This is a genomic window from Stenotrophomonas acidaminiphila, from assembly GCA_002951995.1.
Taxonomy (GTDB): Bacteria; Pseudomonadota; Gammaproteobacteria; order Xanthomonadales; family Xanthomonadaceae; genus Stenotrophomonas; species Stenotrophomonas acidaminiphila_A.
Genome location: CP019797.1, coordinates 2,232,973 through 2,251,554, shown reverse-complemented (window position 1 = coordinate 2,251,554; position 18,582 = coordinate 2,232,973). Strand labels below are relative to the sequence as shown.

Annotated in this window: 14 protein-coding genes, 1 tRNA gene, 1 other RNA gene and 2 pseudogenes; 15 read left to right on the top strand and 3 right to left on the bottom strand. The window is 66.8% G+C overall.

Going from position 1 to position 18,582, the window contains the following annotated elements; all coding sequences use genetic code 11:
- Nucleotides 1–59 precede the first annotated feature (59 nt).
- From B1L07_10100 to B1L07_10045, 12 genes and pseudogenes are all read left to right on the top strand, one after another.
- A pseudogene (locus B1L07_10100) lies at nt 60–556 on the top strand (damage-inducible protein CinA).
- A gap of 37 nt (nt 557–593) precedes the next feature.
- Complete coding sequence (locus B1L07_10095; GenBank protein ID AUZ55380.1) at nt 594–2,273, top strand: 2-polyprenylphenol 6-hydroxylase; 1,680 nt, start codon at nt 594–596, stop codon at nt 2,271–2,273.
- A gap of 98 nt (nt 2,274–2,371) precedes the next feature.
- Entirely contained in the window at nt 2,372–3,022 is a 651-nt protein-coding gene (locus B1L07_10090; GenBank protein AUZ55379.1) for a repressor LexA, read from the top strand.
- A 181-nt stretch (nt 3,023–3,203) separates the two neighbouring features.
- Entirely contained in the window at nt 3,204–4,238 is a 1,035-nt protein-coding gene (locus B1L07_10085) for a recombinase RecA (protein ID AUZ55378.1), read from the top strand.
- Nucleotides 4,239–4,382: 144 nt separating this feature from the next.
- Nucleotides 4,383–4,874: a recombination regulator RecX gene (locus tag B1L07_10080; GenBank protein ID AUZ55377.1), complete on the top strand. Its 492-nt coding sequence runs from the start codon at nt 4,383–4,385 to the stop codon at nt 4,872–4,874.
- A 98-nt stretch (nt 4,875–4,972) separates the two neighbouring features.
- Nucleotides 4,973–7,623 (top strand): annotated as a pseudogene (locus B1L07_10075) (alanine--tRNA ligase).
- A gap of 139 nt (nt 7,624–7,762) precedes the next feature.
- Nucleotides 7,763–7,966, top strand: coding sequence for a carbon storage regulator (locus B1L07_10070; GenBank protein ID AUZ56542.1), 204 nt, complete (start codon nt 7,763–7,765; stop codon nt 7,964–7,966).
- Between the two features lie 74 nt (nt 7,967–8,040).
- A tRNA-Ser gene (locus B1L07_10065) sits at nt 8,041–8,133 on the top strand.
- A gap of 225 nt (nt 8,134–8,358) precedes the next feature.
- Nucleotides 8,359–8,712, top strand: a transfer-messenger RNA (tmRNA) gene (gene ssrA, locus B1L07_10060).
- Nucleotides 8,713–8,874: 162 nt separating this feature from the next.
- On the top strand, nt 8,875–10,116 hold the full coding sequence (locus B1L07_10055) for an integrase (GenBank protein ID AUZ55376.1): 1,242 nt from the start codon (nt 8,875–8,877) through the stop codon (nt 10,114–10,116).
- Nucleotides 10,117–12,430: 2,314 nt separating this feature from the next.
- Nucleotides 12,431–12,991 (top strand): hypothetical protein, encoded by a 561-nt coding sequence (locus B1L07_10050; protein AUZ55375.1) that lies wholly within the window; start codon nt 12,431–12,433, stop codon nt 12,989–12,991.
- A gap of 341 nt (nt 12,992–13,332) precedes the next feature.
- A complete protein-coding gene (locus B1L07_10045) occupies nt 13,333–13,545 on the top strand; it encodes a transcriptional regulator (protein ID AUZ55374.1) in 213 nt (70 codons plus the stop codon).
- A 756-nt stretch (nt 13,546–14,301) separates the two neighbouring features.
- Here the strand turns inward: B1L07_10045 and B1L07_10040 are convergent.
- Nucleotides 14,302–14,805: an SsrA-binding protein gene (locus B1L07_10040; GenBank protein AUZ55373.1), complete on the bottom strand. Its 504-nt coding sequence runs from the start codon at nt 14,803–14,805 to the stop codon at nt 14,302–14,304.
- A gap of 52 nt (nt 14,806–14,857) precedes the next feature.
- Between B1L07_10040 and B1L07_10035 the strand changes: the two genes are divergently transcribed.
- On the top strand, nt 14,858–15,286 hold the full coding sequence (locus tag B1L07_10035) for a ubiquinone-binding protein (GenBank protein ID AUZ55372.1): 429 nt from the start codon (nt 14,858–14,860) through the stop codon (nt 15,284–15,286).
- Nucleotides 15,287–15,289: 3 nt separating this feature from the next.
- On the top strand, nt 15,290–15,547 hold the full coding sequence (locus B1L07_10030; protein AUZ55371.1) for an RnfH family protein: 258 nt from the start codon (nt 15,290–15,292) through the stop codon (nt 15,545–15,547).
- Between the two features lie 21 nt (nt 15,548–15,568).
- Here the strand turns inward: B1L07_10030 and B1L07_10025 are convergent, their stop codons facing one another.
- Nucleotides 15,569–15,964, bottom strand: coding sequence for a hypothetical protein (locus B1L07_10025; protein ID AUZ55370.1), 396 nt, complete (start codon nt 15,962–15,964; stop codon nt 15,569–15,571).
- Between the two features lie 104 nt (nt 15,965–16,068).
- Here B1L07_10025 and B1L07_10020 point away from each other — a divergent pair, with 104 nt between their 5' ends.
- Nucleotides 16,069–16,476: a transcriptional repressor gene (locus tag B1L07_10020; protein AUZ56541.1), complete on the top strand. Its 408-nt coding sequence runs from the start codon at nt 16,069–16,071 to the stop codon at nt 16,474–16,476.
- A gap of 269 nt (nt 16,477–16,745) precedes the next feature.
- Here the strand turns inward: B1L07_10020 and B1L07_10015 are convergent, their stop codons facing one another.
- The gene (locus B1L07_10015) at nt 16,746–18,410 is read right to left on the bottom strand and encodes a DNA repair protein RecN (protein ID AUZ55369.1); all 1,665 of its coding nucleotides are present in this window, start codon (nt 18,408–18,410) and stop codon (nt 16,746–16,748) included.
- Nucleotides 18,411–18,582 lie beyond the last annotated feature (172 nt).

Below are 18,582 nucleotides of genomic sequence, written 5' to 3'. Positions count from 1 at the left end.
CGGTTTCGCCGCCGCGGGTTTTTCGTTACAACGGGGCAACCCTTTACGCAGGCGACGACATGGCCACCACGCCCGACGATCTGGAACTGGAGCGCCTCGCCGCCCGCATCGGTGAGCGCCTGCGCGCCGCGCGCGACCGCGTGGTCACCGCCGAGAGCTGCACCGGTGGCTGGATCGCCAAGGCCATGACCGGCGTGGCCGGCTCCTCGGACTGGTTCGACAGCGGCATGGTGGCCTACAGCTACGAAGCCAAGCAGGCGCTGCTGGGCGTGCGTCCGCAGACGCTGGAAAGCCAGGGCGCGGTGAGCCGTGAGACGGTGATCGAGATGGTTTCGGGGCGCTGGTGCATTCCGGCGCCAGCGTCGCCGTGGCCGTCACCGGCATCGCCGGGCCCGGCGGCGGCAGCGCCGACAAGCCGGTCGGCACGGTATGGATCGGCTGGAAGCGGCGTGGCGGTTACACCCATGCCGAGCGCTTCCACTTCGACGGCGACCGCGAGGCGGTGCGGCGGCAGACCGTGGCGCGCGCGCTGGAGGGGCTGGAGGCCCTGCTGTGATGGCTGGCCGGCGGCTCCCCTGTGGAGGGCGCGGCTGATGTGGGAGGCGCTGGGCACCGTGCGCGACCTGGGGCGGCTGCAGGAGATCGCCGCGGTCCTGATCCGTTATGGCTTCGGCGACGTGGTCCGCCGCGTCGGCCTGGCCGACGTCCTGCAGCGCGCCGGGCGCCTGCTGCACTGGAACGATTCCGGGCAGATGCTGCAGATGTCCGCGCCGGTGCGGGTGCGGCGGGCGATGGAGGAACTCGGCCCGACCTTCGTCAAGCTGGGGCAGGTACTGGCCACGCGCGTGGACCTGTTTCCGCCGGAATGGATCGACCAGTTCAGCGAGCTGCAGAACGCGGTGCCGGCGCTGCCGTACGACCAGGTGCGCGGGCAGCTCGAGGCCGACCTTGGCCAGCCACTGGAGCAGGCCTTCGCCCGCCTGGAGCAGCGGCCGATGGCCGCGGCGTCGCTGGCGCAGGCACACCGGGCCTGGCTGCACGACGGCACCCCGGTGGTGTTGAAGGTGCGCCGGCCCGGCATCCGCGACGTGGTCGAGGCCGACCTGCGCCTGCTGGCGCGGCTGGCGGAGATCATCGAGGCGCGCCTGCCAGACCTGCGCCGCTACCGGCCTTCGGAAGTGGTGCAGCAGTTCACCCGGTCGCTGCGGCGCGAGATGGACTTCGCCGCCGAATGCCGCAATGCCGAGCGCATCGCCGGCAACTTCGCCGGCCATCCGGAAGTGCTGATCCCGCGCGTGCACTGGCAATGGACCTGCGAAAGCCTGAACGTGCAGGACTTCGTCGACGGTATTCCCGGACGCGACCTGCAGGCCGTCGATGCCGCCGGCCTGGACCGCGTGGCGCTGGCGCATACCGGCGCGGCGATCATCCTCAAGATGGTGCTGGACGACGGCTGCTTCCACGCCGACCCGCACCCGGGCAACATCTTCTACCTGCGCGATGGGCGCATCGGCATCATCGATTTCGGCATGGTCGGGCGGCTGTCCGAGCAGCGCCGCTTCCAGGTCGCGAGGCTGCTGCACGGGCTGGTGACCCAGGATCCCGAGGCGGTGACCGACGTGCTGCTGGAGTGGGCCGGCGGCGTGGAAGTCGACGAATCGCGCCTGCAGCAGGACCTGGGCAGTTTCGTCGACCAGTACCGCGGGGTGCCGCTCAAGGACCTGCGCATCGGCCTGATGCTGGGTGACGTGACCGCACTGCTGCGCCAGTACGGGCTGACCCTGCCGGCCGACCTGGCGCTGATGATCAAGACCTTCCTGACCCTGGAAGGCATGGGCCGGCAACTGGACCCGGATTTCGACATGGCCGGCGCCGCGCGCCCGTTCCTGGAGCGGATCATGCGCCGCCGTTACGCGCCGCGCGCGGTGCTGCGGCGTGGCCGTCGCAGCCTGCTCGGCGCGCTGGACCTGGCCGGCGACCTGCCGCGCGACATGCGCCGCCTGCTGCAGGCCGCACGCCGCGGGCGCATGCGCCTGATGGTGGACACGCCGGGGCTGAAGGGCTTCGGCGACCAGGTCAACCGCGCTGCCAACCGCCTGACCGTGGGCATCGTCACCGCCGCGCTGATCATCGGCTCGTCCATCGTCATGAACAGCATCGGCAGCGGTAGCAACCGCTGGCTGCTGGCGCTGGGCGTGGCCGGTTTCCTCGGCGCCGGGCTGTGCGGGGTGTGGATCCTGTTCTCGATCTGGCGCAGCGGCAGGCGCTCCTAGCGGGCCGACGACCGCGTACGGCAAGGGCCGGGGGCCCGCCTGGTGGCCTGGCCACCAGGCACTTGCGATGGCTTTCGTTAGTAGTAATACTACTAACCATGGACCTGACCCAGACCCAGCAGGCGATCCTGCACATGATCGCCGAGCGCATCGACAGCGAGGGCATGCCGCCCTCGCAGACCGAGATCGCCCGCGCTTTCGGCTTCAAGGGGGTGCGCTCGGCGCAATATCACCTGGATGCACTGGAGGCGGCCGGCGCCATCGAGCGGGTACCGGGCCGGGCACGGGGCATCCGCCTGGTGCGGCCCGCCGGTGATGACGAGCCGGCGGTGACGGTCGCGGGGGTGGCCGAGGACACGGTGCTGCGCCTGCCGGTACTGGGGCGGGTCGCCGCCGGCCTGCCGATCGGCGCGGACATCGGCTCGGGGGCGGACGATTTCGTGGTGCTCGACAAGGTGTTCTTCTCGCCGGCGCCGGACTACCTGCTGAAGGTTCAGGGCGATTCGATGATCGACGAAGGCATCTTCGATGGCGACCTGATCGGCGTGCACCGTACCCGTGACGCGCGGTCCGGGCAGATCGTGGTGGCGCGCATCGACGACGAGATCACGGTCAAGCTGCTCAAGGTCGGCAAGGACCGCATCCGCTTGCTGCCGCGTAATCCGGACTATGCGCCCATCGAGGTGCTGCCGGACCAGGACTTCGCCATCGAAGGCCTGTATTGCGGGCTGTTGAGGCCGAACCGGTGACCGCATTTCTCCCATCGCAGGGGCGATGGTTTTCCTACGGGCGGCAGGTGCCGGCGCGGCTGCCGGTATCCTTCCCGTCCCGATAATCTGGCCGCCCGCACTCGTCTCAGCCTGTGCGATACGCCCCCGCTACAGTGGACCCATGACGAAATCCATGACATCAACGACGAGGAAGACCCCGATGGACGATAACAAGAAGCGCGCGCTCGCTGCCGCCCTGGGCCAGATCGAAAAGCAGTTCGGCAAGGGGTCGGTGATGCGCATGGGCGACCGCGTGGTCGAGCCCGTCGAGGCGATTCCCACCGGTTCGCTGATGCTGGACATCGCGCTGGGCATCGGCGGCCTGCCCAAGGGTCGCGTGGTCGAGATCTACGGCCCGGAGTCCTCGGGCAAGACCACCCTGACCCTGCAGGCCATCGCCGAGTGCCAGAAGCAGGGCGGCACCGCCGCCTTCATCGACGCCGAGCATGCGCTGGACCCGATCTACGCCGCCAAGCTGGGCGTGAACGTGGACGACCTGCTGCTGTCGCAGCCGGATACCGGCGAACAGGCGCTGGAGATCGCCGACATGCTGGTGCGTTCGGGCTCGGTGGACATCCTGGTGATCGACTCGGTCGCCGCGCTCACCCCCAAGGCTGAAATCGAAGGCGAGATGGGCGACCAGCTGCCCGGCCTGCAGGCGCGACTGATGAGCCAGGCGCTGCGCAAGCTGACCGGCAACATCAAGCGCTCCAACACCCTGGTGATCTTCATCAACCAGCTGCGCATGAAGATCGGCGTGATGATGCCCGGCCAGAGCCCGGAAACCACCACCGGTGGCAACGCGCTGAAGTTCTACGCCTCGGTGCGCCTGGACATCCGCCGCATCGGCTCGATCAAGAAGGGCGACGAGATCATCGGCAACCAGACCAAGATCAAGGTGGTCAAGAACAAGCTGGCGCCGCCGTTCAAGCAGGTGGTCACCGAGATCCTCTACGGCGAAGGCATCAGCCGCGAGGGCGAGCTGATCGACATGGGCGTGGACGCCAAGCTCGTGGAGAAGGCCGGCGCCTGGTACAGCTACGGCGATGAACGCATCGGCCAGGGCAAGGACAACGCCCGTGGTTACCTGCGCGACAACCCGCAGGTGGCAGCCAGGCTGGAGGCCGAGCTGCGCGAGAAGTTCCAGCCCGCCGACGCCGCGCGCGATGCCGGCGACGACGCGGACGAGGAATGATTTTCCCGCGGGGACGGGCGGCGCATCGTCAGTGACGTCGTCCCGTCCCCGCGGTTTCATGGAGGTAAAGGGCTGCTCCGCAGCAGGGTTGCCAGCAGGTAGGTACGGGGCATGCCCCGTACGCGCGCGATGGCAGGTAACGCAATGAACGACAGCGAAGATCGGCCTGTCCGCCGCAGCCGGCGGCCACGTGAACAGACGCCGCTGCAGCGCGCACTTGGGCTGCTGGTGCGGCGGGAACATTCGCGCAAGGAGTTGGGGCGCAAGCTCAAGGCCCGCGGGGTGGACGCCGACGCGGTGGACGCCGCGGTGGCGCGCCTGGCCGAGGAAGGCTGGCAGGACGACACCCGGTTCGCGGAGGCCCTGGTGCGCAACCGCACCGGCAGCGGCTACGGCCCCCTGCACATCCGTGCCGAGCTGGGCACCCACGGCCTGGACAGCGAGGCGATCGAGGCCGCACTGGCTACCTTCGAGGGCGATTGGGCAGCGCTGGCCAGGGACCTGGTCTGCCGCCGTTTTGGTCCGGACGGGCCGCTGGACCTGGCCCAGCGGCGCAAGGCCGCGGACATGCTGGCCCGGCGCGGCTTCGACGGCGGCTGCATCCGCGCCGCTACCCGCTACGATCCTGAGGACTGACGCGACCGGGCCTGATACCCTTTCAGGGTTTCGGCTGTCCCGGGTCCACGCACCGCGTGGGGTGCCGGCTGCCGCCAGCCCGCCTATCGCCAGTCCTCATGAATACACCCGTCAAGTTCACTACCTCTCAGATCCGCGCCGACTTCCTCGACTTCTTCAAGGGGAAGGGCCACACCATCGTGCCGTCGGCGCCGCTGGTGCCGGGCAACGACCCGACCCTGCTGTTCACCAACTCCGGCATGGTGCAGTTCAAGGATGTGTTCCTGGGCGCCGAGAAGCGCAGCTATGTCCGTGCGGCCGATGTGCAGCGCTGCCTGCGCGCCGGCGGCAAGCACAACGACCTCGACTCGGTCGGTTACACCGCCCGCCACCACACCTTTTTCGAGATGCTGGGCAACTGGTCCTTCGGTGACTACTTCAAGAAGGATGCCATCGCCTGGGCGTGGGAACTGCTGACCCAGGTCTGGAAGCTGCCGGCCGAGCGCCTGCTGGTCACCGTCTACCACAACGACGACGAGGCCTACGCGCTGTGGCGCGACATGATCGGCGTGCCGGAGGACCGCATCGTGCGCATCGGCGACAACAAGGGCGCGCCGTACGCCTCCGATAATTTCTGGCAGATGGCCGATACCGGCCCATGCGGCCCGTGCACCGAGATCTTCTTCGACCATGGCGAGCACATCGCCGGTGGCCCGCCGGGCTCGCCGGACGAGGACGGTGACCGTTTCATCGAGATCTGGAACCTGGTGTTCATGCAGTTCGACCGCCAGCCGGACGGCACCCTGGTGCCGCTGCCGGCGCCGTGCGTCGACACCGGCATGGGCCTGGAGCGCCTGGCGGCGATCCTGCAGCACGTGCATACCAACTACGAGATCGACCTGTTCCAGGCGCTGATCCGCAAGGCCGCCGAGCTGACCGGCACCGCCGACCTGGAGAACAAGTCGCTGCGCGTGATCGCCGACCACATCCGTGCCTGTTCGTTCCTGATCGTCGATGGCGTGCTGCCGTCCAACGAAGGCCGCGGCTATGTGCTGCGCCGGATCATCCGCCGCGCCCTGCGCCATGGCTGGATGCTGGGTGTGCGCCAGCCGTTCTTCCACAAGCTGGTGCCGACCCTGGTCGAGCAGATGGGCGAGGCCTACCCCGAGCTGCCGGCCGCCGCCACCACGGTGCACAAGGCACTGCTGGCCGAGGAAGAGCGTTTCGCCGAGACGCTGGACGCGGGCATGAAGATCTTCGACGACGTCGCCGCCAGGGTCGGCGATGGCGTCATTCCCGGTGCCGACGCCTTCCGCCTGTACGACACCTACGGTTTCCCGGTCGACCTGACCGCCGACATCGCCCGCGAACGCGGCATGACGGTGGACATGGCCGGCTTTGACAGCGCCATGGAGCACCAGCGCGAGATGGCGCGCGCCGCCGGCAAGTTCGGCGGTGGCGTGACCCTGCCCGCCGAACTGGTCGCGACGCTGTCGCCCACCGTGTTCCTGGGTTACGACCAGCAGCAGGCGGAGGGCCTCAAGGTCGTCGCCCTGCTCAAGGGGGGCGCCCGGTGGAGGAGGTGCAGGCTGGCGACGAGGTGATCGTGTTCACCGACAGGACGCCGTTCTATGCCGAATCCGGCGGCCAGGTTGGCGATACCGGCATGCTGTCCGGCAATGGCGTAGCGCTCGCGGTTTCCGATACGCAGAAATTCGCCGGCCAGTTCCACGGCCACGTCGGTACCGTGGAGCAGGGCACGATCAAGCTCGGCGACGTCCTCGCCGGCGCGATCGATGCTGCCCGTCGCAGTGCCACCATCCTCAACCACTCCGCCACCCACCTGCTGCATGCCGCGCTGCGCGAAGTGCTGGGCAGCCATGTGCAGCAGAAGGGCTCGCTGGTGGCGCCGGATCGCCTGCGCTTCGACTTCTCCCACTTCCAGCCGATCAGCAGCGACGAGCTGGCGCTCATCGAGCGCAAGGTCAACGAGCAGGTCCGTGCCAACAACGCGGCCGAAGTGCACCACATGGGCATGCAGGAAGCGCTGGATTTCGGGGCGATGGCGCTGTTCGGCGAGAAGTACGGCGAGAACGTGCGCGTGTTGAAGATGGGCGACTACTCGACCGAATTGTGCGGCGGCACCCACGTGTCGCGTACGGGCGACATCGGCCTGTTCAAGATCACCGCCGAGGGCGGCGTCTCGTCCGGCGTGCGCCGCATCGAGGCGGTGACCGGGCAGGGGGCGCTGGACCACGTGGACGCCGAGGAGGCGCGCCTGGCCGAGGCCGCGAGCCTGCTGGGCGGGGCTGCGGCCGATGTGGTGGACAAGATCCGCCAGCTCGGCGAACGGCAGAAGAAGCTCGAGCGCGAGCTGGAGGCCCTCAAGGCCAAGCTGGCCTCCGGCGCGACCGCCGACCTCGGTGCCTCGGCGGTCGAGATCGGCGGCGTGAAGGTGCTGGCCGCGCGCCTGGAGGGCTTCGATGCCAAGGCGCTGCGCGAGGCGATGGACCGGCTCAAGCAGCAGCTGGGCGACGCGGTGATCCTGCTGGCGGGCGCCCAGGACGGCAAGGCCTCGCTGGTCGCGGGCGTGAATGGCTCGGCAATGGGCAGGGTCAAGGCCGGGGAACTGTTGTCCCATGTCGCCGGTCAGATCGGGGGCAAGGGCGGTGGTCGTCCCGATCTGGCACAGGGTGGCGGTGAAGACGGTCCCAGGCTGGTTGCCGCGCTCGACGGCGTGCTGGAATGGATCAAGCCACACTTGGCATGAACGTAGGCAGCCGCGCGCCTTGAAGGCGCCTGCTGCCTGCCATTAACATTGGGAGTCTTTTCCCTTTGTCGTGGGGCGCAGGTTCTTGGCGCGCCAATGCCGGTGGGAAACCCCCACCGGTTCCATGGAGACTCGCACAATGTTGATCCTGACTCGCCGTGTAGGCGAAACCCTGATGATTGGTGACTCGGTCAGCGTGACCGTGCTCGGCGTCAAGGGCAACCAGGTACGTATCGGTATCACCGCGCCCAAGGACGTGGCGGTGCACCGTGAGGAAATTTTCCAGCGTATCCAGCGCGGCGATGAGCCGGCTGCACAGGGAAGTGAAGAAACTTCCGAATAAGGGTTTACCTTTCACCCCGTTAAACGGTATTCTTCGCGCCCTGCCACGGAACACGCGGCAGGGCGAAAGAAAACGGAGTGATGCCCGAGAGGCCGAAGGGGCTCCCCTGCTAAGGGAGTATAGGGTCAAAAGCTCTATCGAGGGTTCGAATCCCTCTCACTCCGCCAGTTGAAGAACGTCTGCAAGCCCCGGGTTTGCGGACGTTTTTCGTTTCCGGGGCATGCATGAGCGGGCCGCGATGCAAGCCACGGGCGGGGCATGACTGGAAGATGTCCGCCGGGTCACGCGCAGGTGACGCATCGCGCCACATCGCGTACCATGGCCGCTGTCGAGCATCGTCCACGCCGCATCGCGGATACAGACGATCAGTACGGAAGAATTCTTGAAGAAATCGGGGTGCACTGGTTTCGACGGGGGTTGTGAAGTCGCTTGGCGCATGCCGAGGGGGTAGCTTTCCTCGTAAATCCAGCTGCACAACTCATAGTTGCCAACGACGACAACTACGCTCTGGCCGCTTAAGGCCTAAGCCCCGAAACAGCTTGTGTCCGTGCTCGCTGCGTAGGGTCATCATCACGGAATCGCATGGGGTGGCTGCCCGTCAGCCCCAAGCTAGATAAAGCGGGCTGGTTCCGGAATGCGCTTTGCGCGCCGTGCTGTTCCGGGGCGAGATACAACGGCGAGCTAAGCATGTAGTGCCGGGGATGGAGTGCCTTCGGACGGCGGTTCAATTCCGCCCACCTCCACCATTAGACGGCCCCACAAGGGCCACGAAAGGCCGGAAAGTCCAGCAATATCAGGGCTTCCGGCCTTTTTTGTGTCCAAGGAGGTCCGGTAGGGCCTCTTGAAATCCGGCTCCCCATGGCGGTAACAATGGCGGTAACTCAACTACCGCCAAAACAGTTACCGCCATGCCGCGAGCAGTCCCACCGCTCACCGATCCTGCCATCCGCAAGGCCAAGCCCGGCCCCAAGCCGTACAAACTCCGCGATGGCGGCGGCCTGTACCTGTTGCTCAACCCGGACGGCTCCCGCTGGTGGCGCTGGGACTACCGCCGCCCGGTAACTGGCAAGCGCAACACCCTGAGTCTTGGCACCTACCCCGACGTATCCCTCAAAGCTGCCCGTGACCGTCATGCCGAAGCGCGCCGTCTGCTGGCAGCGGGCATCGACCCCGGCGAACACCGGAAGGCAGAGAAGGTGGCGGGTGCCGAGCGGGCAGCCAACAGTTTCGAGGTCGTGGCCCGAGAGTGGCTAGGTAAGCAGAACTGGGTGGAGTCCTACCGCTGCAAGGTCGTCGCCTGGATGGACAACGACGTGTTCCCGTGGATTGGCGGTCGCCCGGTTGCGGGGCTGACCGCTCCCGACTTCCTGCGCGTGGCCCGCCGTATTGAAGAACGCGGCGCCATCGAGTCAGCTCACCGGATCATGCAAAACTGCGGCCAGGTCATGCGCTACGCCGTCGCCACCGGACGGGCCGACCGGAATCCCGTGGCTGACTTGCGGGGCGCGCTTGCGCCTCCTGCCGAACGCCACCATGCGGCCATCACCGACCCGCGAGAGCTCGGCGGCCTGCTGCGGGCCATCGACGCCTACAGCGGCGATGCAACCACGCGCGCTGCTCTGCGGCTTGCGCCGCTGGTGTTCGTCCGCCCCGGTGAACTACGCCATGCCGAGTGGTCGGAGATCGACTTGGATGCAGGTGAGTGGAACATCCCCGCGCACAAGATGAAGATGCGCGAGCCGCACCTCGTTCCGCTATCTTCGCAGGCTGTGGCGATCCTCCGCGACCTGCAACCGCTGACCTGCCACCGCCAATACGTGTTCCCCGGTGGCCGTTCGCCCAAGCGACCGTTGAGCGATAACGCGCTCACTGCCGCGTTGCGTCGCATGGGTTTCGACAAGGAAACCATGACTGCCCACGGCTTCCGCGCCACTGCGCGCACGTTGTTGGACGAAGTGCTGGGGTGGCGGCCGGACCTGATCGAGCACCAACTGGCGCACGCGGTCCGCGACCCCAACGGGCGAGCCTACAACCGCACCAGTCACCTCCAGGAGCGGCGGAAGATGATGCAGGCATGGGCGGACTACTTGGACGGTCTGCGCGCCAACACATCCGGTGCCATCGTCTACTTTAAAGCCAAAACCGCCTAAAGCACTCTGATCCACCAGAATTCGCCCCGTTCGCCGATGGCAGAATGGGAAGCAAACAATCGAGGCATCGTCACCGTGGTGAACAAGAAAGCACAGCGAAGGCGCACTCAGATGCATCAATCGCCAGAGGTTTCCAAGAGGCAAGCGGAGAAACCGTCTTGGAAGAAGTGGGCTTACTGGCTTGGACTGGCGTCCGGCTGGATTGTTAGTGCGCTTCTAGGGCTGCTCGCACTTCCTGAGAAGATCGTGTCTTTCTCAAGCCATTTTCCCGTAGCCAGAGAGACCACGCTCAACGTATTCCGGGACTACCAGCGGTACTCAGGGCGCTTCTCAAGTGATCCCGAAGCTTGGACAGAGCTGAACCTTCTTCATGGCGAAGACCCGATGGAAGACAACGGGGAGATTCAGCTTTCAATTGAGTACTTAGGGGGGGGCGCTATGTCGGCGAGATTCATTCTTCCTACATGGCTACCCACTCTCTAGCCCCGTGGTCGCTCGTCATGCTTGACGGCCGACTGGGAACAACGGGAGATTTTCGAGGCGAGGTGTGGGACATAGTACGGAACCAACGTGCCGTATACGCGCGATTCCTACTCCGCGTGGAGGATAAGGAGAAAGGAACACTCCGCCTGATTCCGGAGCACTTGGATGACGGGGTATTCCCGGCGAGGTTGTCCTTTGGCCTACGGATTTCGCCATGGCCAAAGGAGTGAGAGGGGTCAAGTTCCAAGAGATGCTGGCAGAGAGCTACAAGAGATTCCAAGCCGAGCGAGTGGGCTCCGAACTGCCTGCCGCGGCGGCGGACTCGGCGGGCAGTGGTGATGCTCAGCAAGAGCCTCAGCCGTAATGGCGAACCAGTGGGCCGCTGCGGCGTTCTATGTGGAGGAGACCGAGGCCTACGACGGCGTACCGACCATCCTGGCGGTCACCCCATAGGCTGCGTTGCCAATGCCCGTAAGCGGGAGAAAGCCCAGCGTATGGGCTGCGAAGAGGGGGCGGGGCGTAGTTCAACCCGATATAGCAGCTTCATAGTTGATCCTCGGTCGCCAACGTCCTTGTCTGTAAGCGGCCCTATCTGTCGTTTTGGTCCGCCGCAGCCGGAGCGTGCCTGAAGAAGGCCCTGCCTAAGAGAGATCGGTTGCTCATGCAGGTCGAACTTGCATAAGTTTCTGATCAATATGGAAATTAATTTAGTAGTCGCTCTTGGAGGGAACGCCGCCAGAACTGCCGTAGTCCGCCTTGGACGACGTCGGACCGATTTAATGGTCACTCTTGGAGCAGGCAGCACATGATGCTGACCCTCCGGTCGTGCCCTTAGGTTCACAGCCGGATCACCTAATCACAACCAAGTAATCCGCGAGTGCTGGGCCTTCGGGCCTCGGCGGTCTTGCCGTGCACGCTTGCCGGGAGCCATGGAGAAATGAATGCAGACCCGACAACGAACAGCGTCGGCCATTCGTAGTTGCCCCCTACGGCGGCGGCTGAGCGAAGGCGCACATTGATGCTGACGATCTGGCCGAGCTTTACAGCATCGGACTGCCCCCGGAGCGTTGGTTCCTTGCTATGGGCGCGGTCACCGCCGACCTGCCCGGTGGCAAGACCATAGCGGCCGCCCACCTTATCACTGAGGCCCCCGCAGGAATGCGCGTCCGCCATCGCAGCGCTGCCCCCGGAGAGCTACGGCGCTTCGCACTGCACTTGCGGCCCTTCAAGCAGGCGAAGCAGTGCGGCAAGGCAGCCAAAGAGCAATGCAGGGAGCCGGCGTAGCTCACCCCCTCACCCTGTGCAGGCGCGCACCTATCGTCCCCAAGAAATCGACATGGAATCCCACCAATGCACTTCTACCCCTCACCTGTTCCCCAACCCGCGACCGTGGTCTATCGGGAGGTGTCTTTCAGCATCGACGCCTTCGGCCGCTTTAAGCACTGGCAACGCTACCTGTCACGGAAAGAAGGCCGACACCTTACAAACGGGGAGGTGCTCGACCGCCTTATCCTTGCCATCCCCGCTCCCGAAGCCGCCGATACCCGGCGTCGGAGGGCGTAGGCGTGGCGCTGGAGAAGCTGACGGCCCTGCTGTCCGAATGGCGAGCCATGGAAGTCCAGCAACTTGCCCCCGGACTTATCAGGGAAGATCCGATGTATCAGCCTAGGAATGTCCGGCTCGCCCCATTTCGTGATCGGTCCCGCTTGGAGGATGCATCTGAGCAGCACGTAAGCGATATGGTGGGCAAGCTGGAAGCAGGTTCCGACCTAGACCCGCTGCTAGTCGGCCGGATCGATGGGGGCTGTTCCTGATCGACGGACACCATCGCTTGAAGGCGTACCGGCGCGCGCGACGCCTAAGCGTCCCCGTGCGTGTCCGTGGCACTACTCGGGCGGAAGCCCTCATGGTGTCCAAGATGGTCAACTGCGACGGCGCAAAGCTGCCGCTCCATCGCGATCAGCAGCGGGAATCCGCATGGCAGTACCTGGCGGCGGCCACCAGCCAAGGACGCCGCGGGCTGCCCGAAGGCGAGTCCCTAAGGAGCATCGGCGGAGCCTTCGGAGTGGACAAGTCCACGGTGGGTCGGATGGTCAAGCGGCTCCCCCAGGTCTCCCCAGCTGACTACCAGCCCGACGCCTGCGACCCCGGCACGGGCTGGCCACAGTGGAAACACGTCCGGGGAAATGCCTGCCGCGACAGGTTCGCCGACGTGCCCGAGGATGTCAGGGAGCGGCATCGGGATGAGCGAAGGGCGGCCCAGATGGCAAAGATCATCGAAAGGGACGGTCGTGATGCCTTTCTCCGGTCCCTGAGGCTGCTGGCGGACGACGCCATCAGCGAAGCAGGGGAGCGCTTGGCAGAGGTCTATGAGGGAGAGGCAGACTACTAGCTACTGTCTCATTGAGACACCACCCCTTGTCTCAAACTGGATGCTCTGGTGAGACAGGGGGAGCGATCCGCTGGGCTGCTGATACTCCCGGAAATGTGTAGCGAAAATTTCCGCGAGGGTGTCTAACACCCTGCGAGCGCGTGCTTACCCCCGTAGCCCCGCGTGATCTATTGGCCGGATAGTGAGCGCGGGCCAACACCCCATCCCACGGAAGCGCGAGCCTGCCCGCTCACATTAGCGGGCGGCGAGGCATCGCGCGTAGCCCACCCCACACCTACCATCAACCACCACAGCCCGCCAGCGGTCGCCCCGCTGCGCGGGCTTTGTCGTTTGGAGAAGCCATGCACGACCAAAACACCAACGCCGCCACTCCCGTTCGCCTCTTGCCCATTGCCGAGGTCTGCCAGATCGTCGGACTAGGCGAGAGCACCGTATGGGAACGTACCCGCGCAGGCACGTTCCCAAAGCCGGTCAAGCTGTCGGAGCGGACAACCCGCTGGGTGTCCACCGAGGTTGACCAATGGGTGGCCGAGGTCATCGCCAAGCGCGCCTAGTCGGCATTCGTTGGCGGTAACTTTGGCGGTAACAACGGAAGCCTGCCATTCAAAGTTCCTCGCAAATCAGCCGCTTGCGCTCCATTTTCTGTAGAGCCCACCTCCACCATCTGTAGAGCCCAGCCTTCATCGGCTGGGCTTTTCTTTTTGCGCCCGCCGACGCGCTCCCGGAGCGTGCGTCGCAGGCCTGCGCAAGGGCGCTGCGTGCAGCCTGCAGTCCGTCGCGTGTGGCCGTGATGCCGTGAGGCCCAATCGCGCGACGGGCGTGATCGGGCGCGGTTCCCGTGTCGTCGCATCGCCAATCAAGGCGGCTGGCACCCGGTATCCGCGGCTGGGGTGATCGCCATCTTCCGCGACTGCCCAGGAGCCACTGGAGGGCATCTATCAGGAGATACGCCCGCGCAGGGGTGCTTGCGCTGACGCCGCCTGCGCCAGCTGTGCGGCATGCACGCTGTTCTCCTGACCTTGCAGGTATGCCGGCTGCGCTGATGCGCAAGTCGGTGGTGCCAGCAGGCACGGTTCGCGGCCGGCAGCGGCATGCGATGCCAGCGGCCCCGCGTCGCTGGCGGCAATGCCGGCAACGGGGCGCTTCCATCGCTGGTGGTCAGATCACGCGCGGCGTGCCGCACGGGGCGCTGACGCATGCGGGCGTCGCCCGGCGCGCGGTGCTGTCATACCCGCGCGATGCCAGGCCCAGCAGGGCGGGCAGGGCCGTCTGCGTGGGCAATGCGGCGGGCGGCCGGGCCGCCGCCGTGCTCAGGCGTTGCGGTTGTGGGCGCGCAGGGCACGCTGCTTCTCGCGGGCCCAGTCGCGGTCCTTGGCCGCATCGCGCTTGTCATGCGCCTGCTTGCCCTTGGCCAGTGCGATTTCCAGCTTGATGCGGTTCTTGCTCCAGTACATCGCGGTCGGCACCAGGGTGTAGCCGTCGCGCTCCACCCGGCCGATGAGCTTGTCGATCTCGCGCCGGTGCAACAGCAGCTTGCGCTGGCGTCGGTCCTCCGGGACGGTATGGGTCGATGCCTGGATCAACGGTGTGATCTGCGCGCCGATCAGGAAGATCTCGCCGTCCTTCACGTAGGCGTAGGCGTCGGTCATGTTGCCGCGCCCGGCGCGGATGGCCTTGATCTCCCACCCCTGCAGCACCAGCCCGGCCTCGAAGCGTTCTTCCAGGTGGTACTCGTGGCGCGCGCGCTTGTTGAGCGCGATGGTTTTGTCGGCCTGCGCGTTCTTTGCTTTATCCTTACCGGGTTTCTTGCTCATTTCCGTATTGTCTCCGATTCGGAGGCTTTCCGAACATCCGTCCGTATCCCGCATGCCTATCATCCGCCGCAGCGCCCTGGTCGAACAGCCGGCCGAGCGCATGTTCGACCTGGTCAACGACGTAGCTGCCTATCCGCGGCGTTTCCGCTGGTGCGAGGCGGCGCAGATCCTGGAAGCGGGCCCGGAGCGGCTGGTGGCCCGCCTCGACCTGGGGCTGGGTTCCTTCCGCACCTGGTTCATGACCGAGAACACCCTGCAGCGCCCGGGCAGCATCGACATGCAGCTGAAGGACGGCCCGTTCAAGCGCCTGCATGGCCGCTGGCAGTTCCAGCCATTGTCCGACGCCGCCTGCAAGGTGAGCTTGGAGCTCGAGTTCGAGCCGACCTCGCGCCTGCTCGGGCCGGCGCTGGCGCTGGGCTTCCAGGGCCTGGCCGACCGCATGGTCAACGACTTCGTGCGCGTGGCCGAGCAGGGGGACTGAGGCGTGCGGGTGGAGGTGGTGCTGGCCTGGCCGGAGCGCTACCTGCGGCGCGAGCTGGTATTGCCCGAGGGGGCGACGGTGGCCGACGCGGTGACGGCGGCGGCGCTCGATCCCGGTGGTCAATCCCGGGCGGTGGCCGTGCATGGCGTGCTGGCGCGGCCGCAGCAGTTGCTGCAGGACGGGGACCGCGTCGAGCTGCTCAGGCCGCTGTTGGCCGACCCCAAAGAAAATCGCCGCCGGCGGGCGCGCGGCGGCGATTGATCCGGTGCGCGGTGGCGGGCGTCAGCGGCCGCCGCGCTTCTTCTTGTCCTTGGCCAGGTTGGGGCCGAACTGGCGCACGCTGCGCTTGGCCAGTTCCCCGTCCTCGTTGGGGAAGTAGTCGCCTTCCCAGCGGGTGACCCGGTCGTTCTCGAAGAACACGGTGAAGTTCTTCACCTCGGTCCTGCCCAGGCGGTTGACGCGCTGGCTGGAGGTGTAATCCCAACGCTGGGCGTGGAACGGGTCGGGGATGGACGGCGTTCCAAGCAGCGCGTTGACCTGCTGCTTGCTCTGGCCCACCTGCAGCTGTGCGACGGACTTTTCTTGCAGCAGGTTGCCCTGGTAGATGGGCTGCTTGTAGATGATGCCGCACCCGGTGGTGGACAGGGCGACAACGGCGATCAGCAGGAGGTTGCGCATTGGGACGGGCGAATGAGGAAATCCCGGCGATGATACACTCCCCGGCACCCAGCGCGATCTGACCGGAGGCAACTGGCGTCAAACCGCCAATGAACACGATGGCCATGGAATCCAACGACCTGCGCAAAGTCGGCCTCAAGGTGACGCATCCGCGGATGCGCATCCTGGCGCTGCTCGAGCAGAACACCCCCCACCACCACCTGACCGCCGAGGACATCTACCGGCAGTTGCTCGACTGCGGCGACGAGATCGGCCTGGCGACGGTCTATCGCGTGCTGACCCAGTTCGAGGCGGCCGGCCTGGTGCTCAAGCACAATTTCGAGGGCGGGCAGGCGGTCTACGAGCTGGACCGGGGTGGCCATCACGACCACATGGTGGACGTGGATACCGGCAAGATCATCGAGTTCGAGAGCCGCGAGATCGAGGAACTGCAGAAACGGATCGCGGCCGAGCACGGCTACGAACTGGAAGAGCATTCGCTCGTGCTCTACGTGCGCAAGAAGCGCCGCTGAGCAGCCATCGGGCGCCCGTACCTGACGACACCGGCCTTGGGCCGGTGTCGTCGTTTCAGCGGGTCTGCGCCTCCTCCCGCACCCAGGGCGGGGAAGGGCATGCAGGGGCAGCGCCGGGGCGTGACGCCCGGTGGCTGCGTTGGCGGGCACCGGCCCGGCAGCGGCAGCGAGGCCGTCGCTGCCAGGTGGGTCAGGCCCGGCGGCGCGGATGGCGCCCGTGCGGCGGGTCCCGGCCCTGGCCCGGCAGTGCCGTGTCGTGCCGGGCCGGCTCAGGCCTCGGCGAGCAGTTTGCGGGCCGCGGCGCGGGCTTCCTTGCTGACTTCGGCGCCGCCGAGCATGCGTGCCAGCTCTTCCTCGCGGCCCTTGGCATCGAGCAGTTCCACCGCGCTCTGGGTCATGCCTTCCACCGGCGCCTTGCTGACCCGGTAATGGGCGTGCCCCTTGGAAGCGACCTGCGGCAGGTGGGTCACGCACAGCACCTGGCGGCGCTCGCCCAGGGCGCGCAGCTTCTTGCCGACGATATCGGCCACGGCACCGCCGATCCCCGAATCAACCTCGTCGAACACCATGGTCGGTACCGCATCCAGGCCCAGTGCCGCCACTTCGATGGCCAGCGAGATGCGCGACAGTTCGCCGCCGGAGGCGACCTTGCGCAGCGCCCTGGGCGGCTGCCCGGCGTTGGCGGCGACCAGGAATTCGACCCGTTCGGCGCCATTCGGGTCGGGGCGCGGCTGCGGCTGCGGTTCCAGCTCGATCAGGAACTGGCCGCCGCCCATGCCGAGCTCGCCGATCAGCGCGGTGGTGGTGTCCGACAGCGCGCTGGCCGCGGTGGCGCGGCTGGCGGTGAGCACGGCGGCCTGCGCCTGCCAGTGCGCGGCCGCCTTGTCGATCTCGCCAGCCAGTTGCGACAGCCGCGCGTCGGCGCCGCGCAGTTGTTCCAGCTCCGCGGCGATGCGCTCGCGGGTGGCCGCCAGCTCCTCCATCGACACCCGGTGCTTGCGTGCCAGGTCGTGCAGGCGGCCGAGCCGGCGCTCGATGTCCTCGAACGCCTCCGGGTCGCTGTCCAGGTCGTCCTGCACCCGGTCCAGCTGGGCCAGGGCCTCGTGCAGCTGGATGCCGGCGGCGTCGAGCATGCCGTCGATCTCGCCCAGCCGCGGGTCGTGCTGGCTGACCCGCGACAGTTCGTGCCGCACCTGTTGCAGCAGGCCGAGCAGGGACGGGCCGTCGTCGCCGTTGAGCGCGCCGCCGGCGTACTGGCAGGCTTCGATCAGCGCGGTGGAATGCGCCTGGCGGCGGTGGCTGGCGGCCAGCGCGGCCACCGCGGCCGGTTCCAGTTCCTCGCGCTGCAGTTCGCCCAACTGGTGCTCCAGGAAGGCGATGCGGTCGGAGACGTCGCCCTGCTGCGACAGCGCGTCGCGCTCGTCGACCAGCGCCTGCCAGCGGCTGCTGGCGGCGCGTACCGCGGTGCGCTCGGCGTCGTTGCGGGCATAGGCATCGAGCAGCGCCAGCTGGCTGGGGCGCGACAGCAGCGCCTGCTGTTCGTGCTGGCCATGGATCTCGACCAGGAAGGCGGCCAGTTCGGCCAGCTGTGACACCGGTACCGGGCGGCCGTTGATGAAGGCGCGCGAGCCGCCGTCGGCGCGGATCACCCGGCGCAGCTGGCACTGGTCCTCGTCGTCCAGTTCGTTGTCCTGCAGCCAGCGGCGGGCCGGGGCGCCGTCGTCCAGGTCGAATTCGGCCGAAAGCTCGGCCCGGCTGGCGCCGTGGCGGACCACGCCGCTGTCGGCGCGCAGCCCGGACAGGAAGCCCAGGGCGTCGACCATCAGCGACTTGCCGGCGCCGGTCTCGCCGGAAACCACGGTCATGCCTGGCCCGAACTCCAGTTCGGTGGCGCGGACGACGGCGAAATCCTTGATCGAAAGATGTCTGAGCATGGTCGGCAGAAGATGGGGCCGCGCAAAACTAGCATGTGCATGCGGCGGGTCAATCCGGGAAGGGCGCTCCGGGCGCCACATTAATGCGCGGCCGTCGCACCGGATGAGCCGGAACCTTGAAACCCGGGGGGCAGCCCACATACGGGGGAGCAGGCAGGCGGCAGAACGACCG